The sequence below is a fragment of the Idiomarina zobellii genome (assembly GCF_900100855.1).
Lineage (GTDB): Bacteria > Pseudomonadota > Gammaproteobacteria > Enterobacterales > Alteromonadaceae > Idiomarina > Idiomarina zobellii.
In genome coordinates this window covers 91,552-117,175 of sequence record NZ_FNCB01000002.1, presented here as the reverse complement: position 1 = coordinate 117,175, position 25,624 = coordinate 91,552, and the positions used below count along the sequence as shown (strand labels likewise).

General features: G+C 46.4%; 31 protein-coding genes. 26 read left to right on the top strand and 5 right to left on the bottom strand.

The window, feature by feature from the left end:
• Nucleotides 1–2: 2 nt before the first annotated feature.
• From kdsA to BLT32_RS02670, 4 genes are all read left to right on the top strand, one after another.
• On the top strand, nt 3–845 hold the full coding sequence (kdsA, locus tag BLT32_RS02685; protein ID WP_053952767.1) for a 3-deoxy-8-phosphooctulonate synthase: 843 nt from the start codon (nt 3–5) through the stop codon (nt 843–845).
• Between the two features lie 2 nt (nt 846–847).
• A complete protein-coding gene (locus tag BLT32_RS02680) occupies nt 848–2,341 on the top strand; it encodes a TrkH family potassium uptake protein (protein ID WP_053952766.1) in 1,494 nt (497 codons plus the stop codon).
• A gap of 82 nt (nt 2,342–2,423) precedes the next feature.
• Nucleotides 2,424–3,050, top strand: a complete 627-nt coding sequence (locus BLT32_RS02675; RefSeq protein ID WP_053952765.1) for a TetR/AcrR family transcriptional regulator — start codon at nt 2,424–2,426, stop codon at nt 3,048–3,050.
• A 63-nt stretch (nt 3,051–3,113) separates the two neighbouring features.
• Entirely contained in the window at nt 3,114–5,453 is a 2,340-nt protein-coding gene (locus BLT32_RS02670) for an acyl-CoA dehydrogenase (RefSeq protein ID WP_053952764.1), read from the top strand.
• A gap of 19 nt (nt 5,454–5,472) precedes the next feature.
• Here BLT32_RS02670 and BLT32_RS02665 read toward each other — a convergent pair whose 3' ends face one another.
• The gene (locus BLT32_RS02665; RefSeq protein ID WP_053952763.1) at nt 5,473–6,783 is read right to left on the bottom strand and encodes a S41 family peptidase; all 1,311 of its coding nucleotides are present in this window, start codon (nt 6,781–6,783) and stop codon (nt 5,473–5,475) included.
• 150 nt (nt 6,784–6,933) lie between these two features.
• Between BLT32_RS02665 and nagZ the strand changes: the two genes are divergently transcribed.
• Nucleotides 6,934–7,938 carry a beta-N-acetylhexosaminidase gene (gene nagZ, locus BLT32_RS02660; RefSeq protein WP_053952762.1) on the top strand — a complete coding sequence of 335 codons (1,005 nt, stop codon included), beginning with the start codon at nt 6,934–6,936 and terminating at the stop codon, nt 7,936–7,938.
• On the opposite strand, the gene queC is transcribed toward nagZ, so the two are convergent.
• Complete coding sequence (gene queC, locus BLT32_RS02655) at nt 7,935–8,594, bottom strand: 7-cyano-7-deazaguanine synthase QueC (RefSeq protein ID WP_053952761.1); 660 nt, start codon at nt 8,592–8,594, stop codon at nt 7,935–7,937. The two genes, nagZ and queC, sit on opposite strands and share 4 nt — an antisense overlap.
• Before the next feature lie 63 nt (nt 8,595–8,657).
• Between queC and queE the strand changes: the two genes are divergently transcribed.
• The 13 genes from queE to BLT32_RS02585 all read left to right on the top strand — a co-directional run bounded on the left by queE (nt 8,658) and on the right by BLT32_RS02585 (nt 18,779).
• Complete coding sequence (gene queE, locus BLT32_RS02650) at nt 8,658–9,329, top strand: 7-carboxy-7-deazaguanine synthase QueE (RefSeq protein WP_053952760.1); 672 nt, start codon at nt 8,658–8,660, stop codon at nt 9,327–9,329.
• 92 nt (nt 9,330–9,421) lie between these two features.
• Entirely contained in the window at nt 9,422–9,697 is a 276-nt protein-coding gene (locus tag BLT32_RS02645; protein WP_053952759.1) for a Flp family type IVb pilin, read from the top strand.
• Between the two features lies 1 nt (nt 9,698).
• Nucleotides 9,699–10,913, top strand: a complete 1,215-nt coding sequence (locus BLT32_RS02640) for a TadE/TadG family type IV pilus assembly protein (protein ID WP_053952758.1) — start codon at nt 9,699–9,701, stop codon at nt 10,911–10,913.
• A complete protein-coding gene (locus BLT32_RS02635) occupies nt 10,894–11,436 on the top strand; it encodes a hypothetical protein (RefSeq protein ID WP_053952757.1) in 543 nt (180 codons plus the stop codon). The genes BLT32_RS02640 and BLT32_RS02635 overlap by 20 nt, the downstream gene beginning before the upstream one ends.
• A gap of 2 nt (nt 11,437–11,438) precedes the next feature.
• Nucleotides 11,439–12,506: a hypothetical protein gene (locus BLT32_RS02630; protein WP_053952756.1), complete on the top strand. Its 1,068-nt coding sequence runs from the start codon at nt 11,439–11,441 to the stop codon at nt 12,504–12,506.
• A gap of 49 nt (nt 12,507–12,555) precedes the next feature.
• Complete coding sequence (locus BLT32_RS02625) at nt 12,556–13,062, top strand: hypothetical protein (RefSeq protein WP_053952755.1); 507 nt, start codon at nt 12,556–12,558, stop codon at nt 13,060–13,062.
• 184 nt (nt 13,063–13,246) lie between these two features.
• A complete protein-coding gene (gene cpaB / locus BLT32_RS02615; protein ID WP_053952753.1) occupies nt 13,247–13,954 on the top strand; it encodes a Flp pilus assembly protein CpaB in 708 nt (235 codons plus the stop codon).
• A complete protein-coding gene (locus tag BLT32_RS02610; protein WP_053952752.1) occupies nt 13,939–15,168 on the top strand; it encodes a type II and III secretion system protein family protein in 1,230 nt (409 codons plus the stop codon). Before cpaB ends, BLT32_RS02610 begins: the two co-directional genes overlap by 16 nt.
• Entirely contained in the window at nt 15,146–16,369 is a 1,224-nt protein-coding gene (locus BLT32_RS02605; protein WP_053952751.1) for a TadA family conjugal transfer-associated ATPase, read from the top strand. The genes BLT32_RS02610 and BLT32_RS02605 overlap by 23 nt, the downstream gene beginning before the upstream one ends.
• Complete coding sequence (locus BLT32_RS02600) at nt 16,351–17,199, top strand: type II secretion system F family protein (RefSeq protein WP_053952750.1); 849 nt, start codon at nt 16,351–16,353, stop codon at nt 17,197–17,199. Before BLT32_RS02605 ends, BLT32_RS02600 begins: the two co-directional genes overlap by 19 nt.
• Nucleotides 17,199–17,990 carry a type II secretion system F family protein gene (locus BLT32_RS02595; protein ID WP_053952749.1) on the top strand — a complete coding sequence of 264 codons (792 nt, stop codon included), beginning with the start codon at nt 17,199–17,201 and terminating at the stop codon, nt 17,988–17,990. Before BLT32_RS02600 ends, BLT32_RS02595 begins: the two co-directional genes overlap by 1 nt.
• Nucleotides 17,987–18,376, top strand: coding sequence for a DUF192 domain-containing protein (locus BLT32_RS02590; RefSeq protein ID WP_053952748.1), 390 nt, complete (start codon nt 17,987–17,989; stop codon nt 18,374–18,376). The genes BLT32_RS02595 and BLT32_RS02590 overlap by 4 nt, the downstream gene beginning before the upstream one ends.
• The gene (locus BLT32_RS02585) at nt 18,333–18,779 is read left to right on the top strand and encodes a hypothetical protein (protein ID WP_053952747.1); all 447 of its coding nucleotides are present in this window, start codon (nt 18,333–18,335) and stop codon (nt 18,777–18,779) included. The genes BLT32_RS02590 and BLT32_RS02585 overlap by 44 nt, the downstream gene beginning before the upstream one ends.
• A gap of 31 nt (nt 18,780–18,810) precedes the next feature.
• Here BLT32_RS02585 and smpB read toward each other — a convergent pair whose 3' ends face one another.
• Nucleotides 18,811–19,290: an SsrA-binding protein SmpB gene (smpB, locus tag BLT32_RS02580; protein WP_053952746.1), complete on the bottom strand. Its 480-nt coding sequence runs from the start codon at nt 19,288–19,290 to the stop codon at nt 18,811–18,813.
• Between the two features lie 108 nt (nt 19,291–19,398).
• On the opposite strand from smpB, the gene BLT32_RS02575 reads away from it, so the two are divergent.
• From BLT32_RS02575 to sixA, 3 genes are read left to right on the top strand one after another with little or no spacing between them, the layout of a single operon-like run.
• The gene (locus BLT32_RS02575; RefSeq protein WP_053952745.1) at nt 19,399–19,833 is read left to right on the top strand and encodes a type II toxin-antitoxin system RatA family toxin; all 435 of its coding nucleotides are present in this window, start codon (nt 19,399–19,401) and stop codon (nt 19,831–19,833) included.
• A gap of 1 nt (nt 19,834) precedes the next feature.
• Nucleotides 19,835–20,194 (top strand): RnfH family protein, encoded by a 360-nt coding sequence (locus BLT32_RS02570; protein ID WP_053952744.1) that lies wholly within the window; start codon nt 19,835–19,837, stop codon nt 20,192–20,194.
• Nucleotides 20,191–20,673: a phosphohistidine phosphatase SixA gene (gene sixA / locus BLT32_RS02565; protein ID WP_053952743.1), complete on the top strand. Its 483-nt coding sequence runs from the start codon at nt 20,191–20,193 to the stop codon at nt 20,671–20,673. Before BLT32_RS02570 ends, sixA begins: the two co-directional genes overlap by 4 nt.
• On the opposite strand, the gene smrB is transcribed toward sixA, so the two are convergent.
• Entirely contained in the window at nt 20,670–21,206 is a 537-nt protein-coding gene (smrB, locus tag BLT32_RS02560; protein ID WP_407716536.1) for an endonuclease SmrB, read from the bottom strand. The two genes, sixA and smrB, sit on opposite strands and share 4 nt — an antisense overlap.
• A gap of 117 nt (nt 21,207–21,323) precedes the next feature.
• Here smrB and prmB point away from each other — a divergent pair, with 117 nt between their 5' ends.
• Genes prmB through BLT32_RS02535 form a run of 5 tightly spaced genes read left to right on the top strand, consistent with a single transcriptional unit; the run spans nt 21,324 to nt 25,194 of the window.
• Nucleotides 21,324–22,256, top strand: coding sequence for a 50S ribosomal protein L3 N(5)-glutamine methyltransferase (prmB, locus tag BLT32_RS02555; protein ID WP_053952741.1), 933 nt, complete (start codon nt 21,324–21,326; stop codon nt 22,254–22,256).
• Between the two features lie 9 nt (nt 22,257–22,265).
• The gene (gene aroC, locus BLT32_RS02550; RefSeq protein WP_053952740.1) at nt 22,266–23,354 is read left to right on the top strand and encodes a chorismate synthase; all 1,089 of its coding nucleotides are present in this window, start codon (nt 22,266–22,268) and stop codon (nt 23,352–23,354) included.
• 19 nt (nt 23,355–23,373) lie between these two features.
• On the top strand, nt 23,374–23,910 hold the full coding sequence (locus BLT32_RS02545; protein ID WP_053952739.1) for an elongation factor P hydroxylase: 537 nt from the start codon (nt 23,374–23,376) through the stop codon (nt 23,908–23,910).
• A gap of 13 nt (nt 23,911–23,923) precedes the next feature.
• On the top strand, nt 23,924–24,052 hold the full coding sequence (locus tag BLT32_RS02540) for an entericidin A/B family lipoprotein (RefSeq protein WP_074668867.1): 129 nt from the start codon (nt 23,924–23,926) through the stop codon (nt 24,050–24,052).
• A 2-nt stretch (nt 24,053–24,054) separates the two neighbouring features.
• Nucleotides 24,055–25,194, top strand: a complete 1,140-nt coding sequence (locus BLT32_RS02535; protein ID WP_053952738.1) for an ATP-NAD kinase family protein — start codon at nt 24,055–24,057, stop codon at nt 25,192–25,194.
• A 1-nt stretch (nt 25,195) separates the two neighbouring features.
• Here the strand turns inward: BLT32_RS02535 and BLT32_RS02530 are convergent, their stop codons facing one another.
• On the bottom strand, nt 25,196–25,516 hold the full coding sequence (locus tag BLT32_RS02530; RefSeq protein ID WP_053952997.1) for a 2Fe-2S iron-sulfur cluster-binding protein: 321 nt from the start codon (nt 25,514–25,516) through the stop codon (nt 25,196–25,198).
• Nucleotides 25,517–25,624 lie beyond the last annotated feature (108 nt).

The following is a 25,624-nucleotide window of genomic DNA, read 5'->3' as shown; positions in this document are numbered from 1 at the left end:
CCATGATTTCAAAGTTAGCGTTAAATGATATTGAAATAGCCAATGACAGTCCCTTTGTTCTGTTTGGTGGAATGAATGTGCTGGAGTCTAGAGACTTGGCACTGCGAATCGCAGAACATTATGTTGAAGTAACGGACAAGCTTGGTATTCCTTACGTTTTTAAAGCGTCTTTTGACAAAGCAAACCGTTCATCGGTGCATTCCTTTCGTGGCCCTGGACTGGAAGAAGGGCTGCGCATTTTTGAGGAAGTAAAGCAGCAATTCAATGTGCCGCTTATAACCGATGTGCACGAGCCTCATCAGGCTAAGCCAGTGTCTGAAGTTGTCGATATCCTTCAACTACCGGCGTTTTTAGCGCGTCAAACAGACCTGGTTGTTGCTATGGCTGAAACGGGCGCCATGATTAACGTGAAAAAGCCTCAATTTTTAGCGCCACATGAAATGAAGCATATTATTAGCAAGTTCGCAGAAGCCGGTAATCAAAATATCATGCTGTGCGAACGAGGCTCGTGTTTTGGTTATAACAACCTGGTGGTTGATATGCTGGGTATGGATGAAATGAAGACCATGGCCCCGGTCATTTTCGATGCGACTCACGCGTTACAGCGCCCGGGTGGCCGCAGCGACTCAGCTGACGGACGCCGTGCTCAAGCAGCACAACTAGCGCGCTCTGGCATGGCTTTGGGTATTGCGGGCTTGTTTATTGAAGCACACCCTAACCCCGATGAAGCCAAGTGTGACGGGCCATGCGCTTTGCCACTACGCGCATTAGAAGATTACTTAAAGCAAATGAAAGCCGTTGACGACTTGGTGAAGTCATTCAGCGAATTGGATACGTCTAATTAGTCATGTCGCTTCAGGCCAGCAGCTCGCTTAAGCAAACGCCGCTTGATAAACGTCAGGCGATAAAGCTTCTATTAAAAGCCGTAGGCGGATTGCTGGCGCTGCTGTCTTTGGCATTACTGGCGCCATTTGTTATGGCCGTTATTAATGCGGAAAAAGAGCAGTGGACGTATTTAACATTGGCTATCATTGGTTTTGTGATTGGCGTTGCACTTTTCCTGCAGCCGGTTGGCGACGCGAAGCTTCGGGCCCGGCAAGTCTTTCTATTAACCACCTTGTGTTGGGTGTCGGCGAGCCTTTTTGCCACGCTGCCTTTTATTTTTGCCCAACCTTATCTCGATTTTTCCAGCGCATGGTTTGAGGCCATGTCAGCAATTACCACAACGGGAGCTACCGTTATTTCGGGGCTTGATGACCTGCCATCCAGTGTACTGTTGTGGCGAGCCATGCTGCAGTGGTTAGGCGGTATTGGAATCATCGTTATGGCCATGGCCATACTACCGTTTTTGCAGGTTGGTGGTATGCGTCTGTTCCAGGCTGAATCTTCCGACATGTCGGGCAAGTTTATGCCTCGCTCAAGCCACATGGTTTTAGCCATAGGCCGTGTTTATTTAATACTGACTGTTGCTGTTATTGCCTTATATCTTTTAGGCGGTATGAAAAGCTTTGATGCCTTTGTTCATGGTATGACAACCATAGGCACAGCCGGTTTCTCTAATTATGACGCCTCTTTCGGTCACTTTTCTGACACGCCATTTTTGGTCATAACGGGCACACTATTTATGGTCGCGGGGGCATTGCCTTTTGTTCTCTACATTCGAGCGCTGAAGGGCGATTATGAACCACTTTGGAAAGATACGCAGGTACGTGCCTTCGTGACCTTTCTAATGATTGCTATTGCCCTTATCACTCTAGTGCAGGTGGTGAAAGGCCGAGAGTTTGGTGACGCCCTCATGCACACCGCATTTAATGTTGTATCTGTGGTTACCACAACAGGGTATGCGACGGAAGATTATGGCAACTGGGGCAGTTGGTCTCTGATGGTTTTCTTCTACCTTATGTTCATTGGGGGGTGTACCGGCTCTACGGCCGGAGGCATGAAGATATTCCGTTTCCAGTTGTCACAATTACTGCTCAAAAAGCAGTTTAGTCAGCTTATTCATCCAAATTTAGTCAGAGTAGAGACCTACCAGGAACGAAGAGTTAACGACTCTTTGCTTGGCTCTATGGTGGCGTTCTGCTTTATGTACTTTTTACTTATAGCGGTTATTGCGTTAGGTCTGTCATTGTTTGATCTCGATTTTCTAACCGCTATTTCTGGTGCTGCATCCGCTGTGGGGAACGTTGGTCCGGGGCTTGGCGAAATTATTGGACCCGCAGGTAACTTTTCAAGCCTGGACGGTGGTGCCAAACTATTGCTGATATTTGCTATGTTAGCGGGGCGTTTGGAAATTATGACGGTGCTTATTTTATTCCACAGACATTACTGGAAGCACTAAAATAAATTTCAGCGAACACTTGCACGCTGAAACCACATGAATTAAATTAAACGCATGTTTAAATCATGCGTTTATTTATATCATGGCAGCACGCATTACGACTCAACAAAAAATACTCAACGCCGCTGAAGCGCTGTTTGCGCGAGACGGCTTTGAACAGACCTCTTTACGGCAGATCACCCACGAGGCGGGAGTGAATCTGGCTTCCGTAAACTATCATTTCGGCTCAAAAAAGGCGCTGATACAGGCAGTCATTGCCCGTTACCTAAGTGTTTTTATGCCTGCTTTAGAGGAACAGCTAAACGAAGCTGAAGCCCAAAAAGACTTAAAAACACAGGCGTTATTTGAGCGTTTCAAACTTCCGCTTGCTAAGTTGACTCAAATCAACAAGCGCGGTCCCGATACTTTTTTACGATTACTGGGCTTTGCTTATTCTGAAATACAGGGGCACTTGCGTAAGTACACTCAGCAAGAGTACGGCAATGTATTACAACACTTACTGCAGCTTTTAAAGCGCACAAATCCGCATTTAGACGAGCAACAAATGTTTTGGCGTCTGCATTTTGTGTTGGGCTCTGTGGTCTTTGCTCAGGTATCCGGGCAAGCACTTATAGAAATAGCGCAGGCTGAGTTTAATCAGCAAATTGGCGCACAAGATGTTATTGACCAACTTATTCCGTTTGTGTCTGGCGGGCTCGAAAATTCGTAAATAAACTGTCGTAAGACTGAGATTTGACTACACTTTCATTGTGATGGTGCACTGGAGATAACCATGGAAATTCTCATTTTGTTGTTGGTTTTAGTAGTACTGGTATTTGCAGTCGGAGATATCCGTCGCAGCCTTATTACAAAACCTGTTTTTGCTATCTTTAAGCGTATTTTGCCACCAATGTCGGATACCGAGCGAGAGGCTATGGAAGCTGGTGACGTATGGTGGGATGGCGAGCTGTTTAAAGGTCGCCCAGACTGGCAGAAGCTGCTGGATATGCCTCAGCCGAAGCTTACTCAGGAAGAGCAGGACTTTATCGATAACCAGTTGAATACGTTGCTGGATATGATCGATGACTTCAAAATTGTGCAGCAAGACAGAGACTTGCCAAAACAAGTATGGGACTTTCTGAGAAAAGAACGTTTCTTCGCCATGATCATTGGTAAAGAGCATGGTGGTTTAGACTTTTCTCCAGCGGCTAACTCGTACATTGTGTCGCGTATTGCCAGCCGTTCAATTAGCGCCGCAGTGTCGGTTATGGTGCCTAACTCACTAGGCCCGGGCGAATTGCTGACGCATTATGGTACTAAAGAACAAAAAGAGTATTGGTTGCCTCGTTTAGCCGATGGTACCGATATTCCATGCTTTGCCTTAACGGGCCCTGAAGCCGGGTCTGATGCAGGCTCCATTCCGGATGAAGGCATTATCTGCAAAGGTGAGCATGAGGGCGAAGAAGTTGTTGGTATTCGTCTGAACTGGTCAAAGCGTTACATTACTCTGGCTCCTTCAGCCACGGTTCTGGGTCTTGCGTTTAAACTGTACGACCCGGAAGGTTTAATGGGCGACAAAAAAGACATAGGCATTACTTGTGCGCTTATTCCAACCAGTCACAAAGGTGTGGAAATTGGCGACCGCCACTTTCCATTGAATCAGGCGTTTTTAAACGGTACTACTTACGGTAAAGACGTATTTATTCCGCTGAAATGGATTATCGGTGGTGAAGACTACGCCGGTAAAGGTTGGCGTATGCTGGTCGAATGTTTGTCAGCGGGGCGCGGTATTTCACTGCCGGCACTGGCAACAGCATCGGGTCATGTTACTCAGCGAATGACGGGCGCATACGCCTATGTACGCCAACAGTTTGGTCTGCCTATTGGTATGTTTGAAGGCGTACAGTCATCAATGGGTAAAATTGGCGGTACGAACTATATTCTCGAATCAATGCGCCGCTTAACAATTTCATCGCTGTGTCAGGGTATGAGTCCATCGGTAGTAACGGCAATGACTAAATACCACATGACAGAAATGGGTCGTGAGGTTATTGAGCACGCTATGGATATTCATGCCGGTAAGGGCATTCAGTTGGGGCCACATAACTACCTGGGGCAGAACTACATGGCAACGCCGGTCTCTATTACGGTAGAAGGGGCTAACATTCTAACCCGTAACCTGATGATTTTTGGTCAGGGGGCGACTCGTTGTCATCCTTATGTGCTGAAAGAAATGCAAGCTGCCGCAAACCCGAATGAAGACGAAGGTATGCGAGAGTTTGACGGCTTGTTGATGAAGCACATAGGCTTTGCGGCCAGCAACGTATTTGGAAGTCTGTGGTTGGGTCTGACAGGCGCACGTTTTGGTGAGTCTCCGGTTAGCGGTGAAACGGCTCAGTATTACCGTAAACTTGGTCGTATGAGTCGCGGTTTAGCATTAGCCTCAGACATTTCAATGTTGATGATGGGCGGTGACTTGAAGCGTAAAGAAATGATTTCAGCTCGTCTGGGCGACGTTTTAAGTCATTTATATATGGGCTCTGCGGTGTTGAAACGCTTTGAAGACGAAGGCCGTCAGGTTGCTGACTTACCTTATGTGCACTATGCATTACAGCACCACCTGCATAGTATTGCTGAAGCTTTCTATGGTTTCTTCGACAACTTCCCGAACCGTGCCGTCGCCTGGATGATGCGTTTAGTGATATTCCCGCTGGGTAATCACTTTAAGAAGCCAAAAGATAACACCTTGCAGGAAATTAGCCTAAGCATGATGGAGCCGGGCGTCACGCGTGATCGCCACACCTTCCTGTGTTACTGGAAAGACGACAAGAACGACCCAACCGGTCACATGGAAAAAGCGTTTTTGTCCATGCTGGAAATGAAGTCGGTTTACAAAACGCTTCGCAAGGCTCAGAAACGCGGTGAATTGTCGGCTAACCTAAACGGTCAGGAACTTGCCGATGCCGCTTTAGAAAAGGGCTTAGTGGATAAAGACACTGCTGAGAAACTGGCAGAAACCGAAGAGCTGAGACTGCTTGCTATTGGGGTCGACAGTTTCGCGCCGGGCATTCTGGAAAACAATCAGTTTTACACGGCAAAAGGTGACTTGAGAAAAGCGGCGGTCAGAGACTGACCACCGCATTCATTTCAACTTAATAAAGTGTTCGACGTTTGTCTTTTAAGTTGAACACTGGGTCCACAAAAGAGCGCTGTTGAGCGCTCTTTTTCGTTTCTGCGCTTGCACTCGCTGTTGCCGGACAACTGCCTGTTTCAATATAGCTGTATGCAGCACCGGTCAGCGGATCTTGCTCGCTTCCCCAATCCGCAATAATTTGATCCTCAACCTCACAGGTAGGAGCCAAGCCGTCGTAATACTGACCCTCACCCTCAGCGTTTACTGTTTCAAAGTTAATAGCGAAAGTCACTTTGTCGCACAATTGTTCAGGCTGCTGGCCGACAGGTTTACCACAGGTATCTTCACCAATAGTGACAACATTCACGTAAGGTTTTAAAGAGTTAATGATAATTTCCGAAGAAGAGCAGCTGCTGCCAGTCGTTAAAACATAGACCGTATCTAAGTCGAGCTGCTGCGTGCCGTCGACTAAGCGAAACTGAAGGGTTTCGTTTTTATCGCTGTTTTGCTCATTAAAGCGGTAAGTTAAAAAGGTTTCGCCCAGTACGTTATTGCCCGCTGCCTGACTGGAGGTTTGATTGGCGTAACGAATTAAGCCACCACCGTTGTAACGCACATCGATAATTAAATGATCAACGCCTTCGTTAGCGAACAAGTCAAAAGCTTCGTTTAAGTCGCTGCCAGTACGATTAATGAAGGAGTCGAGAGTGAAGTAACCGGCGGTTTCTCCGTTATCGAGCGCTGTGGTTTGTGCGCCCATCACAGTGTTGGTTTCAACTTCAACTTTGCTCAGAACATCGGTTTGCTCGGTGCCGTCAGGCTTTTCCCAGGTGAGTGTTTTACTAATGCCTTCTTCGTTTGGTCCTAGGGCATCATCAAATTCACCGCTGGCGATTAGCTCAGCAACTGGCACATCGTCAATGGCTATTAGTTCGTCGGCGCGTTCTATGCCCGCCGTAGCAGCCGGAGAGTCGTTATAAACAAAGCGAATTTTCACGCGAGTATCGCTTATTTGCTCCATTGAAAAACCGAAACCGTAGTAGGTGGCGTTAACGTATAGCTGTTCGTATTCCTCTTCCGTTAAAATATAGCTGTACCGGTCTTCAGGAACACGTAACTCTTCGAGAACAGCGTAAACATCGTCAAAAGCTTCCGGGTCAATACTGTCCTGTAGCTGGTCTGCCCAAAAATAGTCCTCTTTCATGTAATTGAAAAAGCGTTGGTTTTGGTCTTCGACAGAGCAGGTGGCGTAGTTTGAGTCATCAGAGCCACCACAAGCGGAAAGCGTTGCGGCTATGCCAATAAGCAATAAGGATTTTTTAAAGGTCATACTGCGTCTCGCGTGTTGTAAAAATGTTAACTAACAATTTAGCACGGAAAACGAAAAGATGAACACCCAGCGTGGCGCTTTTTACCGCATCGTGGCACACTGCCGACACTGACTACTGACCGTTAAACACAGACGGAGAACAACGACGTTATGGCACAAGTCATGATAGACATTAAGGGCACCGAGCTAACGCCAGAAGACAAAAAGCTGTTGGCACAACCCTCTGTTAATGGACTGATACTGTTTACACGCAATTTTGAGTCGGTCGAGCAGTTGGTTCGTTTAACTCAGGAAGCTCGTATGGCTGCCGCTAAACCTCTACTTATTGCGGTTGACCACGAAGGCGGACGTGTACAGCGTTTCCGGGATGGCTTCAGCGCTATTCCGGCAATGGGCTCACTGCGTCGCATTGAAAGCGCCGATGAGCGCCATCGTGCGGCACGAGACTTAGGTTGGTTAATGGCAGCAGAAGTACAGGCTGTCGGCATAGATATTAGCTTTGCGCCGGTGCTAGATGTTGATGACTGTAGCGAAGTGATTGGCGACCGGGCATTTTCTGATGTCCCTTCAGAGATTTCTGAACTCGCCTCTGCGTTTATTGAGGGCATGCATGAAGCCGGTATGGCCTCTACCGGCAAACATTTCCCGGGGCATGGTTCGGTGCAGGCTGACTCTCACATTGCCATTCCAGAAGACGATCGCACACTGGAGCAAATTCGGGCACATGACTTAAAGCCGTTTTTGTCATTAAGCCAAAAACTTGAAGGCATAATGCCGGCACACGTTATTTACCCGAAAATTGACCCACAGCCAGCTGGCTTTAGTGAGTTTTGGCTACAACAAATACTGCGTAATGAACTGCAATTTAACGGCACCATTTTCAGTGATGACTTGTCGATGCAGGGCGCGACTGTCGCGGGCGACATGCAGCAAAGGGCGTTAGCCGCATTGAATGCAGGCTGCGATATGATACTGGTTTGTAATGACAGAGCAGGGGCTTTACAGGTACTCGACGCAGAGCTTCCGGCAACCGAGCCAGAAAGTGCTCAGCGTGTTCAACGTATGCTGATGAGCGAGTCTGCTGTTGGTCTGGAAGAGTTGAAGCGCACCGAGCGCTGGCAACAAGCACAGCGCTGGCTTTCAGTGGTTAATTAAGCTTCGTAAGGAATGGGGTCTTCAACGCCGTTGGCAGCGAAGGCCTCTAAACGTTCCACACAGGCACCACACTTACCACAGGCCTTGTCACGGCCGTTATAGCACGTCCAGGTTTGGCTGTAGTCCAGGCCCATTTTCAGGCCATCGGCTAAAATGGCGTTTTTATCGACGTCTAAATACGGAGCATGAACCGCCACCGGTTCGTAGTTGGCCATTTTACTGACCACATCCATTTGGCGCACAAACTCCGGGCGACAGTCCGGGTAAATGGCGTGGTCGCCTGAGTGAGCGCCGTAATACACCGCAGAAGCTTCCTGAGACACCGCATAACCAATGGCTAGCGACAACAAAATCATATTGCGGTTAGGTACCACCGTCGACTTCATCGACTCTTCTTCGTAGTGTCCCTCGGGAATTTCAATGTCGTCGGTTAATGAACTGCCGGACAGTAGTTGGTTAATGGCAGTAATATCGACTACTTTATGCGGAATTCCATGCTGTTTGCAGACGTTAGAAGCAACTTCTAGCTCCTTCACATGGCGCTGACCGTAGTTAAACGACAGTGCCAGCACCTCATTACCTTCCTGCAATGCTTTGTGCAGCACCGTAAACGAATCCATTCCACCTGAATAAATAACAACGACCTTTTGCGACATGCTGTAACTCTCCGTATAATCTGCGGTCTATCCACCTTAATAGAAGCCATTTTAACGAAAGCTATGTCTTATCGCATCAACGAAATTTTCGAGACTCTACAGGGCGAGGGCACCTTTACTGGTGTGCCATCCATATTTGTGCGCTTGCAAGGCTGCCCAGTGGGTTGTCCGTGGTGCGACACCCAACATACCTGGGAAACCAACGACAGCGACAAAGTCAGCACCAACGAGATGATGGCAAAAACCGAAGCCTCGTCAAAATGGGCAGAAATGGCCGCTGAAGACATAGTAAAACGCTTTGAGCAAGAAGGTTACGCCGCCAAACACGTGGTCATAACCGGCGGCGAGCCCGCTATGTTCGACTTGCTGCCGCTAGGTGAAGCCTTAGAAGCCAAAGGTTACCAACTGCAAATAGAAACCAGCGGCACCTTCGAGCTAAAAGTGACCAACAACACCTGGGTAACCGTGTCGCCTAAGTTAGACATGCCCGGCGGCTACCTGGTGCGCCCAGACTGCATGGCACGCGCTAACGAAATAAAACACCCGGTTGCCATGCAAAAACACATAGACGCTTTAGATTCACTGCTAAAACGTTGCCCACCCAAAGCCGACGCTATTATTTGCCTACAACCCATAAGCCAGCGCCCACGCGCCACCGAGCTTGCCATGCAAACCTGCATTGAGCGCAACTGGCGCTTGTCTGTGCAGATGCATAAATATCTTAATATTGAGTAAGACATTGACTACTTGTGCTCTGACCCTCTGAAAGTCGATCTATACTTCCTGTCCTAACTCGCCAAGCAAGGCAAATTTTGACAGGAGGTTTTATGAAACGGAAATTCATTTCACGCAGTCGCGGTCAGGGAATGACCGAATACATCATCATTGTTGCGCTTATTGCTGTTGCTGCAATTGGCGTCTACTCACTGTTCGGCAAAGCCATACGTAACCAAGTTGCTGGCCTGGCTCAGGAAATGACAGGACAGTCATCTAGTCAACAACTCAACAGAGCCAGACAGTCATCCCGCCGTGCAGGTACCGTTGCTAACACTGATGTAAACCTCGGCAATTATGACGAGGCGACCGAACAGGGCGACAACTAAAATGTTGGGCTTTCGAAAGAAGCAAACAGGGCAAACGTTGGTCATGATGACCGGCGTTTTGCTCTTGGTCGCAAGTTTACTGTTTGCTGTGACCGATATGGGCAAACACGCACGCCAACAGTTTTATCTGCAAAGTGTCGCCGACAACGCTGCATATAGTGCCGCAGTAGCCATGTCGCGACAGATGAATTTCATGGCCCTGACAAACCGAGCGCTTATTGGCAACCAAGTTGCAATTGCCCAGTGGGTTGGCCTGGCAAGTTATTTGGCCATGCTGGAACGCACTGCAGAAAACCTTGAAACCATTACCTCGTTTATTCCTTACGTAGCTCAAATAACCCGAGCTATATCGATGATTGTTGAACGCATTGAGGAGAGCTTTGCGGAAGTGGCTAGTCGGTTGGTTGCGTTTCAAACCTTTGTCATTCGGGGTATATCGTTTGCCCAAAGAGCACTGGATGCAAATTTTGTTATACAGCTACCTTTACTGATAAATGATGTGGTTTCAGAGCACTCCGAAGAATTAAATTGGAATGCTTTCCATGGTGGAGGAGTTCTACCCTTTCCCAGTTTGTGGTCGTTAAAAGCAGACTATAAGTCTACTGAAAATGAAGAAAACTCTCAGTTCCTTGAACGCCTGACTATAAAAAGCTTAGACCCTTTTAGCCTAACCAGAAGTTATGACTGGGTCGATTTATATAGCTTTAAAGTAGCTAAAAGCGGTGGAACAGAAGTAACCAGAAATAATAACGGTGGTTGGGATTGGCATGGACTTGATTCGGTGTCGCTTCATACGAGACGGTGGTTAATTGGTGGCTTCCGTGAAACGCTTCCTATGGGGTGGGGAGCAAAAGCCCAAGATCAGCGCAGATACCGTCGGTCAAATTATGGCGGAGCTTTTTCGGTTAACTCTATGTCCTCCAGTTTTGGGCTCTCTCAAATGGGATCTCTTAACGTGGAGCAGGATAGTTTTGGCTACATGAGGTTAAATAATTTACTAGTTTCTAGCATGGATTCGGTGATAGTGAAAATCGATAACGGAGAGCAAACTGCTTATGCCAAGGCGATGACCAAATTCACTAGGCCTAAGCATATATTTCCTCGCTCCGACTCAAGAGTCGAAATGGATAACTTATTTAACTCACTTTGGGAAGCTAGCTTGAAGCCTCTGAGTAGCATAGATAAGGCGGTGTTTGGTGGACAAGAGTTTATCTAGATATGTATTTGGCCAAAGTGCTACAGAATGCTTAGTGGCTCTTAGTTTACTTGTCGTTATTTTAGGATCGCTTAGTGGTTTATTAGTTCCAGCATCAGAAGACAGTGAGAAGTTGTTAAAACTATCCAGGCAGGTTGTGTGGGAGAAAGTTAGAGATCGTGAAAAAACTCAAGTAAGCGGGAACTATCGACTAAACAACTATTTGGGCAGTGTTATTGGACTTATTGATGACTTAGTTCCAGTTGAACTAGAAGGTACAAACTTAAGAATGACAAAGACAAACTATATTCCGAAGTTCGGGATGGTTCGACTGACTGATAGTTGGGAGCCTAAACATCGAGATGGCCTAGTAAAGCGTCCTGCTTCACTAGTAATTAACAACGTACTTTCTGGAGAGGTTATGGAAACAATTCAAGACGGTCTTGGAAGAGCCTTTTTAGCAAAAGAGTTAGAGTCTGACTCGTTAATATTTGGTCACATCGATCCAGATGTGGTTCCGGAAAGCTCGATAAGAGAGAGGTAGTTATGGATTTACCAGATGTATTTGATGATTGGTCGTGGAGCCAACAGTCAATCAGTTCCCTTGAAAGTATAGTTGCTTACCATCTTGAGGCTCCAAGTGAACCTAACTGGGATAAAATTGAGGCAGAATATCCTGGCTGCATAGGTGCAGAAACTTCCATGTGGATGTGCCTTCAAGAAGATTCCCATCTGACATTATTCGAGCCGACTGAGGGACGCTGGATATTGGCTTCAGTGCCATTAGTTTTCAAAGAAAACTCTATAGAAGGGCCAATGATGCCGCTGCACTTTGTGGAGCGTGACGATGAGAAAGTATGGGCCTATTACTCCCTTTTTAATATGCAAGGCACTAAATCGTTTATGCGCTTTGAGCACGGTAAAAATGTCGAGTCTGTCAAATCATCTGAAACAGAGGAAGATATTTGGTTGCTTAAAGGTGATTTGGGCAAGCTTACCTTCTCGCAGCAAGGCGAGTTAGTAATTGTTACGCATGCCGTGTCAGCTGATTCAACAGTTTACTCTGAGAACCTTCGTGATGAACAAACAGACGTTAAAAGAGACAAGCGGCCGTCCTTTTTTGATGACTGGTCATGGTCTCAAAAATCGATAAGTGCTCACGAAGAAATAATGGGGTACCACCTAGATAATCCTCAATATCCAGATTGGGAAGAAATTAGAAAAGACTATCCATGGTGTGTAGGTGGTGATGTTGTTCCTTGGATTTGCGACATCGACGGTGTGGAGTGGACTTTCTACGAAGGAAAAAATGGTCAGTGGGTGTTAGTTGCTAATAACGACTATATAGGGCCTGACGTAGTAGAAATGCCGAACATGAGGATATACCAAGAATCGAATGAAAAAGAAGATATCCGAGTGTACTTATCCCCTGGAGATATGGAGCTTTCTCAACAAGGACTGCTTTTTGTGAATAATCAAAAAATTGAGTCTTTCGAATCTTTTAAAGTAGATAACGATGTGTGGAATTTGCGGAATAACTTGGGAAGAGTAACTTTTACCCCAGCTGGAAAGTTTGTGGTAGTTGTTCATAGCGTTCCAAAAACAGCGAATTAACTTAGCGATAAAATAACGAGCAAACTAAGAGGGAACTAAGAGGGAACTTATGATTGCTGATATTCCAACAGGGTTTGATCAGTGGCAGTGGACGCAAATGCCAGTAGCAAATAATACCGGTGCGAAAGCCTACTTTTTACAAAATCCGAAAATACCAGACTGGGAACTTCTAAAAGACTTTTATCCATATTGCGACCGCAATAAGTTCGATTTTTGGTTATGCCAAATTGAGAATAAAAACTGGACCTTTTTTAAAGGAACAGATGACACATGGGTTCTTAGTAAAATTATTACTACGGATATTGAAGGGGCTAAGTTAGTTGGCCCATTTTTCGTGTTGTCGCAGACCGAACAAAATGGCAAGGAAGTTTGGGTTTATGTATCGCACTACAGTCTGGGTGATGTGCAAAAGATCTTAAAACTTAAATACAGCCAGAAGATACGTTCTTTTCGCTCCATAGAGATGCCGAATGATCTGTGGGAGTTTAAGGACGGCTTAGGTCGGTTGGTATTTTCTCAGCAAGGCGAATATGTCGTTATGGTTCATGTGATATGACTGCGTATCAACGCGGACAGGCATCGGTTGAATGGATGCTTCTTTCGATACTCGTCATGTTAGCGCTGGTTGTTGTAGAAGATAACTGGTCAGTTATTGATTATTTAATAGAGACAGGGAATAGAGTCAGGGAGTTTTACGATTTTATCTGGCGTCATTTAGTGCTCATTCCAGGAGGGGGTTCGTGAGTAAAAAAGCAAAAGGGATATTTGCAGTCATTTTTAGTTTAATTATTTCTTTAATTACTGTTTTCATGATTAATGAATACCTCAACACGGAAACTCAACGCCGTGTGGAGCAAGCATCAGCTGATACTCACTCTGTTGTGGTTTTCGCTAACGATTTAACTGCAGGAACAATTGTATCGGCAAAAGATTTGTTGGTTCGGCAATATCCTAGCCATCTAATTAATCATAATTGGTTCTTACAGAACGAAGCCGGTCTCATTATTGGTCAGGAACTTAGAGTAGATGGAAGTAAAGGAGAGCCTGTATCAAAGCGAGGTTTATTAAACCAGCAAAATACCGGTTTGTCGCGTCAGCTGCCCGATGGGCATTATGCAATTACAGTTAGCACCGATAACCTGGGGCTTCACAATGCTTTATTGAAGCCTGGAGATGTTGTTGATATCGCATTTGTGGGTGAACACTTTGAAAGCGGTATCGCGACCGAGTCGTTCGAGAATATTGAGGTGTTCGATATTCATGGGCTTAACGATGGCTATGGAAGCTACGCGTTGACTTTACTTATCAAGCCAGACGATGTTGACGAATTTACCCGGGCTATGGGCAGTGGAATGCTGGTCTGGGCAAGAAGTTCGTCGAGTTCGAGAGAAGATGTTTGGAACACGGAAAGTTTAACTTCAAAGGTGATGTCATGGACGGCATATTAAAGTACACACGAGCGCTAACTTGTCTGTTTTTAGTTTTATCGGCTTTTAATGTTCTAGCTAATAATATTGATAACCACGTTATTGAGCTTGGTGGTTCGACTTCAATTAATATTTCGCCAGGGACTAACGTGCTCGTTAGCGACGAAAATATCATAAAAGCGAAGCTCCTCAGTAATGAGCAAATTATTCTTAAAGCGGTGAGTGTAGGCAGTACAGATGTCTGGCTTAAGCATGGTGACAAAAGCAAAAAGATTTTAGTAACTGTCGCCCCCTCGAATAAAGGGGTATTGAAAGAGCGAATTAAAGCATTGTCTGCGGTTGAGAATGGGCTTCATTTAGAAGAGCGCAATGGTCTTATGGTCCTTTCAGGTTCGGTTTCTTCCAAAGCCTATAATCTCATTAAGGCGTTAGCTCAGGGGGAGTCGAATATAATGAACTTGACCTCGATGCAAGAGAGTGAAGAGCCGATGCTGACGTTGCGAGTAAATATACTCGAAACAAAGCGACAAGCTTTGGAAGATATTGGCATTCGCTGGCAAGGAGCATCAGAGGGGCCATCTATATCAAGCGCAGTTTCTGGTTTATTTGATTGGGAGCTTGATATCGCATCCCAGCTTATGTTTATGAAACGCCATGGTTTAGCGAAACTTTTGGCCAACCCAACGCTCTCTACTCAGAGTGGCGAGAAAGCCAGTTTTTTGGCCGGCGGTGAGCTTCCCATTCCTCAAGTTGTTGCCCAGGGTATGCAAGATGTGACTTTCCGTGAGTATGGCATTCGACTCATAGTTGAACCTGTTGTTTTAAAGGATGGGCGCATTAAAACAAAGTTAAGTGCCGAACTGAGTAATATTGATCCTGCGGTTTCTGTGGCGGGAGTACCCGGTATTTTGACCAGACGCACTGAATCTGTGTTTCTCTCTGAAGACGGCGACACTATGGTTCTGTCTGGCTTATTAAACGTGGATAAATCTAACCAGTCGGATGAAATGCCGGGTTTAGGAGAGCTTCCGGGGTTGAATCGAGTATTCGGGAGTCAGCAACACCGGGAGCAAACAACAGAGCTTGTGGTTATGGTTACTGCTGAAAAAATGTCATCGGCTGACAAACGACGTTTAGATAAAGAGCAAAAACGGGAAGAAAGAAATAACTGGTTCAAGGACGAGTCAGTATTACAACTAAGGGAGCTGGTTCATGAAAATACAACAAGCCATTGAAACTCTGCGAAACCGTCTTGATGTTCGCGACAGTCAAATTGAAGCATTGGACGAAACAGGGCTGCGTGAGTATGCGCGTCGCTTTCTACAAGAAGTCTCTGACTTCGACCCCAGAGTCATTGAAGACGCTATTGCTGAAGTTATTGGTTTAGGGCCTATAGAAAGGCTTTTAGCCGATGATTCCGTCAGTGAAATAATGGTCAACCGTTACGATAAAATCTTTGTCGAACGCAGCGGTAAATTACAAAAAGCGGTTGAGGTATTTACCTCAGAAGATGCACTAAGAAGAGCAATTGATCGCATTGTTTTGCCGTTAGGCCGACATATTGATGATGCTTCTCCTATGGTCGATGCCCGTTTGCCTGATGGCTCTCGTGTTAATGCTGTTATATCGCCCCTGGCGACAAAAGGTGCTTGTCTTACTGTTCGGAAATTTTCTAAACAGTCATTAGGAATTAACGATTTGGTAAACAGCGGCTCTTTGACTCAGCAAGCGGCTGACTTCTTAAAGCTGGCGGTACGTTGCAGGCAAAACATTATAGTGTCCGGGGGCACGGGAACTGGTAAAACGACGTTGCTCAATATTCTGTCGCACGAAATTCCTGAAGGGGAGCGCGTCTTAACCATTGAGGATGCTGCGGAGCTACAGTTAAATCATGACAATTTAATTGGCCTGGAGTCTCGCCCTAAGAACCAGGAAGGCACCGGCGATGTGGGTATTCGAGAATTGGTGATCAACGCTTTGCGAATGAGGCCAGATAGATTAGTGGTAGGTGAGTGTCGAGGTGCAGAAGCCTTGGATATGTTACAGGCAATGAATACCGGTCATGCTGGCTCTCTTTCCACAGTTCATGCAAATAGTGCCCGTGATGCGCTCAGACGGCTGGAAGTTATGGTTTTAATGGGTGGAATAGAGCTACCAGTCAGCGCTTTGAGGCAACAAATATCAAGTGCTGTAGATATTATCGTGCAAATTGCCCGAGCACCCGATGGACGACGGTTAGTTGTAAGCATTGATGAGCTCACGGGTATTGATGACGACGTTTTACAAATGTCGCCGTTGTTTAGTCGGGAAAGCGCAGAACATTCCTTGACCAGTAATCAAACGTTGTGTCGCTTTGCAGAGCAGCAGTCGGATGATATTCGAGAAAGCCTGTTTAAAACCCTGATGGGTGATGAATCATGTATATCGTCTTTTTAGTACTGCTTATTACTCTGACTGTATCTTGTTGGTTTTGGCTATTTTCACATGCGACACCAGACAAGTATCAGGAGTTCGAGAACAAGTTAAAGCTATCAACCGTTCGCTCTCTGGAAGACTTTTTTCTTAACCTTCCGGTTAGCTGGCTGGTTCGTGGTTACTTGCTATTGTTAGTTATTCTGCCAGTTATTGTTTGGCTTACTTCCCCGGTTTTGTGGGCTATTTGTAGTTTTGTTCTTACGTTAATTGCACCGCCTTTCATGTATCGCTTTCTTAAAAAGAAACGGTTCGAGAAGTTAGAGAAACAATTGCCCGGTATGCTCATTAGCTTGAGCAACCAAATCCGCAGCGGTGCCAGTGTCAGCACTGCTTTTAAAAGCTTTAAAGGCAGTATGCAACCTCCGCTTGGGCAAGAAGTTGATGAAATGCTTCGTCAGGAAAAAGTTGGGCGGCCTTTCATAGAGTGTCTTGATGACTGGCAACGCCGGGTCCCGATCTTTTCCGTCAAACTGGTTGCTCAAGCATTAAAGCTGGGGCTGAAAAGTGGCGGACAGCAATCCGATATATTCCTGAGGCTGGCGGAAAATATTCAACAGCAACAACATATAAAAGAGCGGCAACTGACATTAACGTCACAAGCAAGAATGCAGGCGAAGATACTCGTGTTAATGCCAGCTGGTTTGTATTTTTTATTAGGGTGGATAAAGCCTAATCACACTGCTGTTTTTACTGAGTCGTTTATTGGTATGGGAATGCTCGCTGCCAGTTTGTTATTGATGATTTTAGGCGGGTGGATGGTTAAGAAAATAATGAACCCGGATGATGATTAATGTTGTTACTTTTTATATTGATATTTTTTGTCAGTACAGTGGTGTTCTTCGGTACTTATAAATTATGGAGTTATCTTCAGTTAAGTTCTGTTCTGGACAGAGAAATAAACCACTTATGGCAAAGAGCACCGGATAAACTGAAAGTCGTTGTCGAACGTTATTTGGTTCTTAAGTTTGCAGGTAATAAAGCACACTTATCATTTTTTGTGTGGTTACTCCTGGCTACTATAAGTGCAGCTACTTCTATCACAAATAGAGAGCCTTTGGTGTTTATATTTTTTGCTCTCGTTTTATTGATGGTCTTCAACAAAAGACGAACGTTATGGCTAAAACGAAATAAAACCTTAGTGAAGGAATTACCGGACTTTTGCGACCTTATTTCTATGATGATGGCATCTGGAGTTCCGTTAATTCTTGCGTTGGAAAAAGTTGCAGACTCATGCAATGAAAGACTTTTAGCCTCTGAAATAAACGCTGTTGTACAGAGGTTACGTCGCGGCAATGGGTTTGATGCCTCAATGAAGGCTTTATCTGATGGTTGTGATGCTAAACCGATTAAAGAATGGGTAACAATGTTGGTTAAAGGGCATCAGCAGGGAGCCAGTCTTACTAAACCCTTAAGGTTTTTTGCGCACCAGCTACGTCAGGAACTGCTTAATAGCGCTGAAAAGAGAGCTCAGGAAGCACCGGTAAAGCTCTTGTTTCCATTAGTAACCTGCTTTTTTCCGGTTAACTTTTTGGTCATCTTAGGACCTATTATTTTACAAATGAGCCAGGGAGGGTTCACATGACGAAAGAGCAACCAGTCATTTTATGGACTGATGTTCGAAAAATGTCGAAATTTCACCAGAGGTTAATTGGGATGTTAGGAGAGGACCAGCCAACGTCGGATATGGCTTACTGGTTCCCTTATTGCAAATCGATTCATACCTGGGGGATGAAAGAGCCTATAGACGTTATCGCGTTAGATAAACAGCAATGCATAATGGAAGTAAGACGCTTCATCTGTCCCAACGAAGTTCATTGGTTTAAAGGAGCACACAGTCTAATAGAAACGGTGGCCAGTAGTTACTGGCCGTTAGAGTCCTGGCTAGGAAAGCCTGTCATATTTAATAAAAAGCAAGGAGCGCTTCGTGAAAATTATCACTTCGATTGCAGTATTAACCTTAATTGTTAGCCTCAGTGGTTGCAGCGCAACTGTTGCAGAGCAAAAGCAAAGCTTAAAAAGCTTTGAGAACGCTAAAAGCTGGTATTTATCTGGTGATCTCGATTCAGCTGAGCATCATTTACAGTGGCTTCACAGTAAAGGGCTGGCTAGTTCCCAAAGCTGGGCTTTACTAGGAAATATCTACTTTAGGCAATATCGCTTTGAAGCCAGTGAGCAGGCATATGTGCGTTCACTTGAGTTCGATTCATCAAATAACGATATCTGGTTTAACCTTGCTCTAAACCAGCTTAGGCAAACAACCAACACGTTAATGGATGCCCGGGTTCAGCTTAAAGAAACTGATGACCAATTAGATGGACTTCTGAAAGATCTTTTAGGCTTACAAAAACTGTCTATCGAGGATATAAAATAGGCGAGTATAAGCTCGCCTATTATCGAAAACCTTAACGCACCGAATGCTTCAGTATGCGTGACTTCTGGCGTTGCCAGTCACGCTCTTTCACCGTGTCGCGTTTGTCGTGCGACTTCTTACCTTTGGCCAGGTGTATTTCCAGCTTGGCCCAAGGGCCTTTCCAATACATGGCGGTTGCCACAATGGAGTAGCCTTCGCGCTCGGCGGCACCAATCAGTTTGTCGAGCTCTCGACGTTTTAGCAGCAATTTACGGCTACGGTCGGGCTCGCAGTATACGTGCGAAGACGCCTGGTTCAGCGGTTGTATTTCCGCACCCAGTAAATAGGCTTCGCCGTCTTTAATAATGACGTAGCTGTCGCTTATGTTCGCTTTACCGGCGCGTATACTTTTAATTTCCCAGCCTTGCAGACTAATGCCTGCCTCGAACTTGTCTTCGAGGAAATATTCATGGCGGGCTTTTTTGTTCAGCGCAATGGTATTAGACGATTGTTTTAGTTTCTTTTTGCTCATAAGGGCTATTATACCTATGCACACTGAAAAGAAAATTGCTTTAAGGGCTTCAAAGCATATCTGGTTGCGTTATTATTGCGCAGTCAAATTTTAGCGGTAGAGAAAAACATGCCCAGTATCGAAAAAAGTGCGTTAGTTTCATACAGTGCAGAGCAAATGTTCAACTTGGTCAACGACATTGACTCGTATCCGGAGTTTGTTCCCGGGTGCGCCGACTCGCGTGTGGTTGAGCAAAATGGCGACTATAAAGTAGCGTCGTTGCAAATAAGCAAAGCAGGCATTCAAAAAACCTTCACCACGCGTAATCGGTTAGTAAAGCCAGAGCGCATCGACATGGAGCTTGTTGACGGTCCTTTTAAAAAGCTGACCGGCGGTTGGGTGTTTAAACCATTGTCAGACGATGCATGTAAGGTAGAGCTCAAGTTGGACTTTGAGTTCTCCAGTCGGTTGTTAGGCATGGCCTTTGGCAAAATCTTTAGTGAAGTTACGTCAAAAATGGTCGATGCCTTTGTGAAGCGTGCAGACCAAGTATACGGAAGCTAACATGGCGAACACTCTGACGATAGAAGTGGCCTACGCCACACCCGAAAAGCAACTGATTCTGACGGTGCACCCGCAAGAGGGCGCAACGGTAGAAGAGTGTATTTTACAGTCGGGTATTAAAGAGCACTTTCCGGAGATTGATCTTAGCACTCAGAAAGTCGGTATCTGGAATAAGGCGTCAAAGTTAGATGCCACGCCGCGAGACGGCGACCGCATTGAAATTTATCGCCCACTTATTGCTGACCCGAAAGCGGTACGTAAACGCCGCGCGGAAGAAGCAAAACAGTCTGGACGAGCTGACAAAGTAACCGGTGGCAGACCGGATGCTAAGCGCAAAGCGCAGGAGTCGAAACCCGAATGAAGCTGTACATAATGCGTCATGGAGAGGCTCACTACCCGAAAGGAAGCTATTCAGACAGAGAGCGTCGCCTAACCCCGGAAGGCGAGCGTGAGGTACTCACTACAACGCGATGGCTGGTTGAGCGTCACCGTGAGGTAGACAGTGTGTTTGTGAGTCCGTATTTACGAGCGCAACAAACAGCAACGGTTTTGTTTTCAGAGCTGAAAACCAAGCACCGAGAGAATTGTGACGCAATTACGCCTGACGGTCACGCGGCGGCTGTAATTAGCTGGTTAGCGGCGGAAATAGAAACTCACGGCTATGAAACTGTAGTGTTGGTGTCTCACATGCCATTGGTTAGCTACCTGGTGCATGAGCTGGACGCCAGTGTACAACCACCTATTTTCCCAACGGCAGGCATTGCGGTTATTGAATTTTCGCCAGAAACCTTAACGGGTAAATTTCAGCAGTTAATGATTGCTGAAAAATGCGCGGGTTAATTGTCATTGACGCGAAGTAACACCAGTAACGACGCGTCGCCGCCCCATTCACGAGGAGCCTGATGAAAGGCTCTGACTAACGGGTGTTGCACTAACCAGTGTGGCACCTGTTGTTTTAATTTGCCGCTGCCGTGTCCATGCATAATGCAGCAACAATCAATGCGCTCTTTCTCACAGGCGATAAGCAAAGCGGCAAGCTCCTGGCGGGCGGTTGCCAAGTTCATTCCGTGTAAGTCGAGCAGCAACTCGGGTGTATAGTCGCCACGCCTTAGCTGTTTGGTTAAGTAAGTCGACTCACCATCGGCAGTAAATTGCATAGCGCCTTCGCTAAAATATGCTTCAAAACCGTCTGAAAAATACTGGCTGGCTTCGCGGCTGGCTGCGGCTATGTCCTGGGGACTGTTGCCTTGTCTTTGTGTATTCCGTCGCTTTAATTCAGAAACTTTGGGTGGCTCTGGTGGTCGCTTGTCCTGCTCAATAGGAGCTGCACCCTGAGCTGCCTCGCGAAAAAGCGCGATGTCGTCTTCTGACAATGAGGATGAAGAGCTTTTCTTTGCGACCATGACTAATGAAAACCGAGTGAAATTAAGGTATCTTTAACACCAATAAAGACCATCAGTATAAAACATTCGTTGTTCAGGAGACAGCCCTTGCACGTTCGAAATCGGGAACAAGCCATTGAAGAACTTCATAGTATCGATGATTTGATACGCTGGAGTGTCAGCCAACTTAACCAGTCTGACGTGTATTACGGGCATGGCACGGACAATCCTATTGATGAGACTCGCGCGCTTTTAAGCTATGCCTTGCAACTGACTACTGAACAGTTGGCCGCTATGGGACACTGCCGTGTGCTGACAAGCGAAAAGCATGAATTCATTGAGCTGTTAAACCAGCGCATTGAGCACAAAATGCCAGCCGCGTATTTAACGCACCAAGCGTATTTTGCGGGGTTACCGTTTTACGTGGACGAGCGAGTTCTGGTGCCACGCTCACCCATAGCCGAACTTATTGAGAACGGCTTCCAGCCTTGGTTAACCGAGCAACCTAAGCGTGTACTGGACCTGTGTACAGGCGGTGGTTGTATTGCTATTGCGTGCGCTTATGCATTTCCGGACGCAGAAGTAGACGCACTCGACGTGTCGACAGAAGCGCTGGAAGTGGCTGAATTCAATATTGAACAGCATGGTTTGCTGCATCAGGTAACGCCTATTCAGTCAGACTTATTTGAGGCTGTACAAAATGAAAAATACGACCTCATTGTGACGAACCCGCCTTACGTCGATGCAGAAGACATGGCCGACTTGCCGGATGAATATCATCACGAGCCTGAACTAGGTCTGGCAGCAGGCGAGGACGGTCTCATTTTGGTCGATAAAATGCTTATGGAAGCGGCGGACAAACTGAACGATAACGGACTCTTTGTTTGCGAAGTGGGAAATTCAATGCCAGCGCTGGCGCAAAAATATCCGCGCACGCCATTTACCTGGATAGAGTTTCAACATGGCGGCGATGGTGTATTTTTGCTGACCAAAGAGCAGCTTGAAGAACATAAGCAGCGTCAACTAAATAACTCAAAGTAGGGCTAGCGCATGCCGGGAAATTCGTTTGGACAACTGTTTCAAGTTACAACCTTTGGTGAAAGCCATGGTCCGTCATTAGGTGCGGTGGTTGATGGCTGCCCACCAGGCCTTGAGCTGTCTGAAGCGGACTTGCAAGAGGCGTTGGACAGACGCCGCCCGGGGCAAAGTCGTTATACAACAGCGCGTCGCGAAGCCGATGAGGTACGTATTCTTTCCGGTGTGTTTGAAGGCAAAACCACAGGTACTCCTATTGGCTTGCTTATTGAAAATACAGACCAACGCAGCCAGGACTATTCGAAAATTAAAGATACCTTCCGTCCCGGGCACGCAGACTATACCTATGAGCATAAATATGGCATTCGGGACTACCGTGGTGGTGGGCGTTCGTCAGCGCGTGAAACGGCAATGCGTGTGGCGGCCGGTGCTATTGCAGAAAAACTGTTAGCGCAGCAGGGCATTAAGATTCAGGCCGCGTTGACGCAAATGGGCGATATTAAAGCGAAAGACACAGACTGGCAGGAAGTGAGAAATAACGAGCTGTTTTGTGGTGACGTTAATGCCATCGAGCCTATGCAAGCGCTTATTAAACAGCTATTAAAAGAAGGTGACTCCGTGGGTGCCCGCATTCGAGTGCAGGCAACTGGGGTGCCGCCGGGCTGGGGAGAGCCAGTGTTTGATCGTCTGGATGCCGACTTAGCTAAGGCGCTTATGAGCATTAATGCAGTAAAAGCGGTAAGTGTCGGTGACGGCTTTGATGTGGTGACCCAAAAAGGCTCTGAGCACAGAGATGAAATGACAAAGAAGGGCTTTTTGTCGAACCATAGTGGCGGTGTTCTGGGTGGTATTTCCAGCGGTCAGCCCGTTATCGCAGACATTGCGTTGAAACCAACGTCAAGCATTTCAATCAGTGGGCAAACCATAGACAAATGGGGCAATGATCAACCCGTTGTCACAAAAGGGCGTCATGACCCTTGTGTGGGGATTCGGGCAGTACCCATTGTTGAGGCGATGACATCACTGGTATTGGTCGACCATTGGTTGCGACAGCGGGCTCAGAACGCGCAGGTAAAAACAGAAACACCCGATATCAGTCGTTAACCAGTAGCATTTAAGACGTATGCCAAACGAATTGACACATCATTATTCTCGTTTAATTGAGATATTTAACGACTGCTTTCGTACCCGTTATAACACGGTGTTGGTGGCGGGTGATGACGAGCCGTATTACGAACCGGGGAAGGGCGGCGAGCCTAATAAGATTGTATTTGCTCATGGCTTTTTTGCGTCGGCGTTGCATGAGACCGCGCACTGGTGCATTGCCGGTGAAAAGCGCCGGCAACAGTTCGATTACGGCTACTGGTACGAACCCGATGGCCGCAATGAACAGCAACAGCGCGAATTTGAACAGGTTGAACGAAAGCCTCAGGCGCTGGAGTGGCTATTTTCACTGTGTGCAGGTTTTAAGTTTGATGTGAGCGTCGACAACTTAAGTGGTGTTGAGGTCGACAGGCATGCATTTAGTGAGGCTGTCGCCAAACAGTTAGAGAGCTATCTGGCAACCGACACCTTGCCGCCCAGAGCAAAGATATTTGCAAAAGCGCTGTGTAAGGCGTTTAATTGTGAGTGGCCAAGTTGCCAAATGATTCAGGATTAACAAGGAGTTACTTATGTTTTTAAGAGCACTATTGGTTACTGTTGCTATTTTAGGGCTTAGCGCTTGTGAGACGATTGAAGGCGCAGGCCAAGACTTAGAAAAAGCCGGTGAAGCCATTCAGGACGAAGCAAACGAAGAGTAACAATGACAGCAGTAAACCGTTTAACGGTTGGCCTGGTGGTTAATCCGTACGCAGGTATTGGCGGCGCCATTGCTTTAAAAGGAAGTGATGGCGCCGATATTCGTGAAAAGGCATTAAAAGCCGGTGCAGAGCGCAAAGCAATGCAGCGTGCAGAAACCGCGTTAAAAATCCTCCAGAATTATCAAAAACAGCTCGACTTTGTCACTTGTGGTGGCGAAATGGGCGAAAATGTATTGAAGTCTCTAGGGTTTTCTTACCAAACCGTATTTAACCCGAATACTCAGGAAACGTCATCGGACGACACCAAACAAGCCGTAAAAGCGATTATTGATAAAAACGTCGATATCCTGCTGTTTGCTGGTGGTGATGGCACCGCTCGTGATGTTTACTCTGTGGTTCCTGATAACCAATTGGTTTTAGGTATTCCGGCCGGAGTGAAAATTCATTCGGGTGTTTACGCTATTAGCCCAACAGCAGCGGGGCGTGTTATTGAGAAAATTCTCAAAGGTGAGCTTTCGAGTATTCACGATTCAGACGTGATGGACATTGATGAAAGCGCCTTTAGAGAAGGCGTCGTCAAAGCGCGGCGTTATGGTGAAATGTCGGTGCCGGCCGAGCTTGAATATGTTCAAGCCGTGAAAATGGGCGGTAAAGAGAGCGATGAGTTGGTGCTTGATGACATAGCGGCAGAAGTTATTGAGCGAGTGGACGACGAACTGTTAGTGATGGGGTCGGGTTCGACCATTGCTGCCATAATGGACGATATGGGTATTGAAAATACGTTATTAGGTGTCGATCTCGTTCAAAATGAAACGCTGGTTAAAAGTGACGTTACCGAGAAAGAGTTGTTTGAAGCCGTCTCTAATGCACCCAATTCAGTCAAACTGGTTATTACGCTTATCGGCGGACAGGGGCACTTGTTTGGGCGCGGTAATCAGCAGCTTAGTCCGCGAGTTATTCGGGCCATTGGTAAAGACAATATGTGGGTTGTCGCGACTAAGGCAAAGCTGAAGTCATTAAATAACCAACCGCTTCGAGTCGACACTGGCGACAGTGAACTCGACAACGAATTGTCGGGAACAATTCGGGTCATTACCGGCTACCACGACGAAGTACTCATGCCCGTGGCAGCCGTCAGTTAATTTAAAACTGTGACTTAGGTAAATGAACGACTAAGCCGTCTAGCTCGTCAGTGACTTCAATTTGGCAGCTCAGACGGCTGTTATCCTGAGGCTCCATGACCATATCTATCATGTCTTCTTCCTGCTCAGATGGCTCAGGAATTTTATCCTGCCACTCTTTTGGAATGTAGCAGTGGCAAGTGGCGCATGACATAACCCCACCACACTCACCAACAATACCATCGATAAAATTATCGACAGCGGCTTCCATGACGTTGGTTCCGGCTTCGACATCGGCTTCAAATTGGTTTCCGTCGGCATCAACAAAATAAACTGTAGGCATGGTTAATTGGGTTTCCTGTAAATTATTTAAAAAGTGAACAACAAATTTTGTGCCAATTAGGATAAAATACCTGCCTTTTAACCACAACGCCAAACTTCAAGGTTTCTC

Excerpts from the sequence above, each read along its gene's own strand:
- kdsA (WP_053952767.1), top strand. The coding sequence starts at position 3 with ATGATTTCAAAGTTAGCGTTAAATGATATTGAAATAGCCAATGACAGT.
- BLT32_RS02680 (WP_053952766.1), top strand. The coding sequence starts at position 848 with ATGTCGCTTCAGGCCAGCAGCTCGCTTAAGCAAACGCCGCTTGATAAA.
- BLT32_RS02675 (WP_053952765.1), top strand. The coding sequence starts at position 2,424 with ATGGCAGCACGCATTACGACTCAACAAAAAATACTCAACGCCGCTGAA.
- BLT32_RS02670 (WP_053952764.1), top strand. The coding sequence starts at position 3,114 with ATGGAAATTCTCATTTTGTTGTTGGTTTTAGTAGTACTGGTATTTGCA.
- BLT32_RS02665 (WP_053952763.1), bottom strand. The coding sequence starts at position 6,783 with ATGACCTTTAAAAAATCCTTATTGCTTATTGGCATAGCCGCAACGCTT.
- nagZ (WP_053952762.1), top strand. The coding sequence starts at position 6,934 with ATGGCACAAGTCATGATAGACATTAAGGGCACCGAGCTAACGCCAGAA.
- queC (WP_053952761.1), bottom strand. The coding sequence starts at position 8,594 with ATGTCGCAAAAGGTCGTTGTTATTTATTCAGGTGGAATGGATTCGTTT.
- queE (WP_053952760.1), top strand. The coding sequence starts at position 8,658 with ATGTCTTATCGCATCAACGAAATTTTCGAGACTCTACAGGGCGAGGGC.
- BLT32_RS02645 (WP_053952759.1), top strand. The coding sequence starts at position 9,422 with ATGAAACGGAAATTCATTTCACGCAGTCGCGGTCAGGGAATGACCGAA.
- BLT32_RS02640 (WP_053952758.1), top strand. The coding sequence starts at position 9,699 with ATGTTGGGCTTTCGAAAGAAGCAAACAGGGCAAACGTTGGTCATGATG.
- BLT32_RS02630 (WP_053952756.1), top strand. The coding sequence starts at position 11,439 with ATGGATTTACCAGATGTATTTGATGATTGGTCGTGGAGCCAACAGTCA.
- BLT32_RS02625 (WP_053952755.1), top strand. The coding sequence starts at position 12,556 with ATGATTGCTGATATTCCAACAGGGTTTGATCAGTGGCAGTGGACGCAA.
- BLT32_RS02610 (WP_053952752.1), top strand. The coding sequence starts at position 13,939 with ATGGACGGCATATTAAAGTACACACGAGCGCTAACTTGTCTGTTTTTA.
- BLT32_RS02605 (WP_053952751.1), top strand. The coding sequence starts at position 15,146 with ATGAAAATACAACAAGCCATTGAAACTCTGCGAAACCGTCTTGATGTT.
- BLT32_RS02600 (WP_053952750.1), top strand. The coding sequence starts at position 16,351 with ATGTATATCGTCTTTTTAGTACTGCTTATTACTCTGACTGTATCTTGT.
- BLT32_RS02595 (WP_053952749.1), top strand. The coding sequence starts at position 17,199 with ATGTTGTTACTTTTTATATTGATATTTTTTGTCAGTACAGTGGTGTTC.
- BLT32_RS02590 (WP_053952748.1), top strand. The coding sequence starts at position 17,987 with ATGACGAAAGAGCAACCAGTCATTTTATGGACTGATGTTCGAAAAATG.
- smpB (WP_053952746.1), bottom strand. The coding sequence starts at position 19,290 with ATGAGCAAAAAGAAACTAAAACAATCGTCTAATACCATTGCGCTGAAC.
- BLT32_RS02575 (WP_053952745.1), top strand. The coding sequence starts at position 19,399 with ATGCCCAGTATCGAAAAAAGTGCGTTAGTTTCATACAGTGCAGAGCAA.
- BLT32_RS02570 (WP_053952744.1), top strand. The coding sequence starts at position 19,835 with ATGGCGAACACTCTGACGATAGAAGTGGCCTACGCCACACCCGAAAAG.
- sixA (WP_053952743.1), top strand. The coding sequence starts at position 20,191 with ATGAAGCTGTACATAATGCGTCATGGAGAGGCTCACTACCCGAAAGGA.
- aroC (WP_053952740.1), top strand. The coding sequence starts at position 22,266 with ATGCCGGGAAATTCGTTTGGACAACTGTTTCAAGTTACAACCTTTGGT.
- BLT32_RS02545 (WP_053952739.1), top strand. The coding sequence starts at position 23,374 with ATGCCAAACGAATTGACACATCATTATTCTCGTTTAATTGAGATATTT.
- BLT32_RS02540 (WP_074668867.1), top strand. The coding sequence starts at position 23,924 with ATGTTTTTAAGAGCACTATTGGTTACTGTTGCTATTTTAGGGCTTAGC.
- BLT32_RS02535 (WP_053952738.1), top strand. The coding sequence starts at position 24,055 with ATGACAGCAGTAAACCGTTTAACGGTTGGCCTGGTGGTTAATCCGTAC.
- BLT32_RS02530 (WP_053952997.1), bottom strand. The coding sequence starts at position 25,516 with ATGCCTACAGTTTATTTTGTTGATGCCGACGGAAACCAATTTGAAGCC.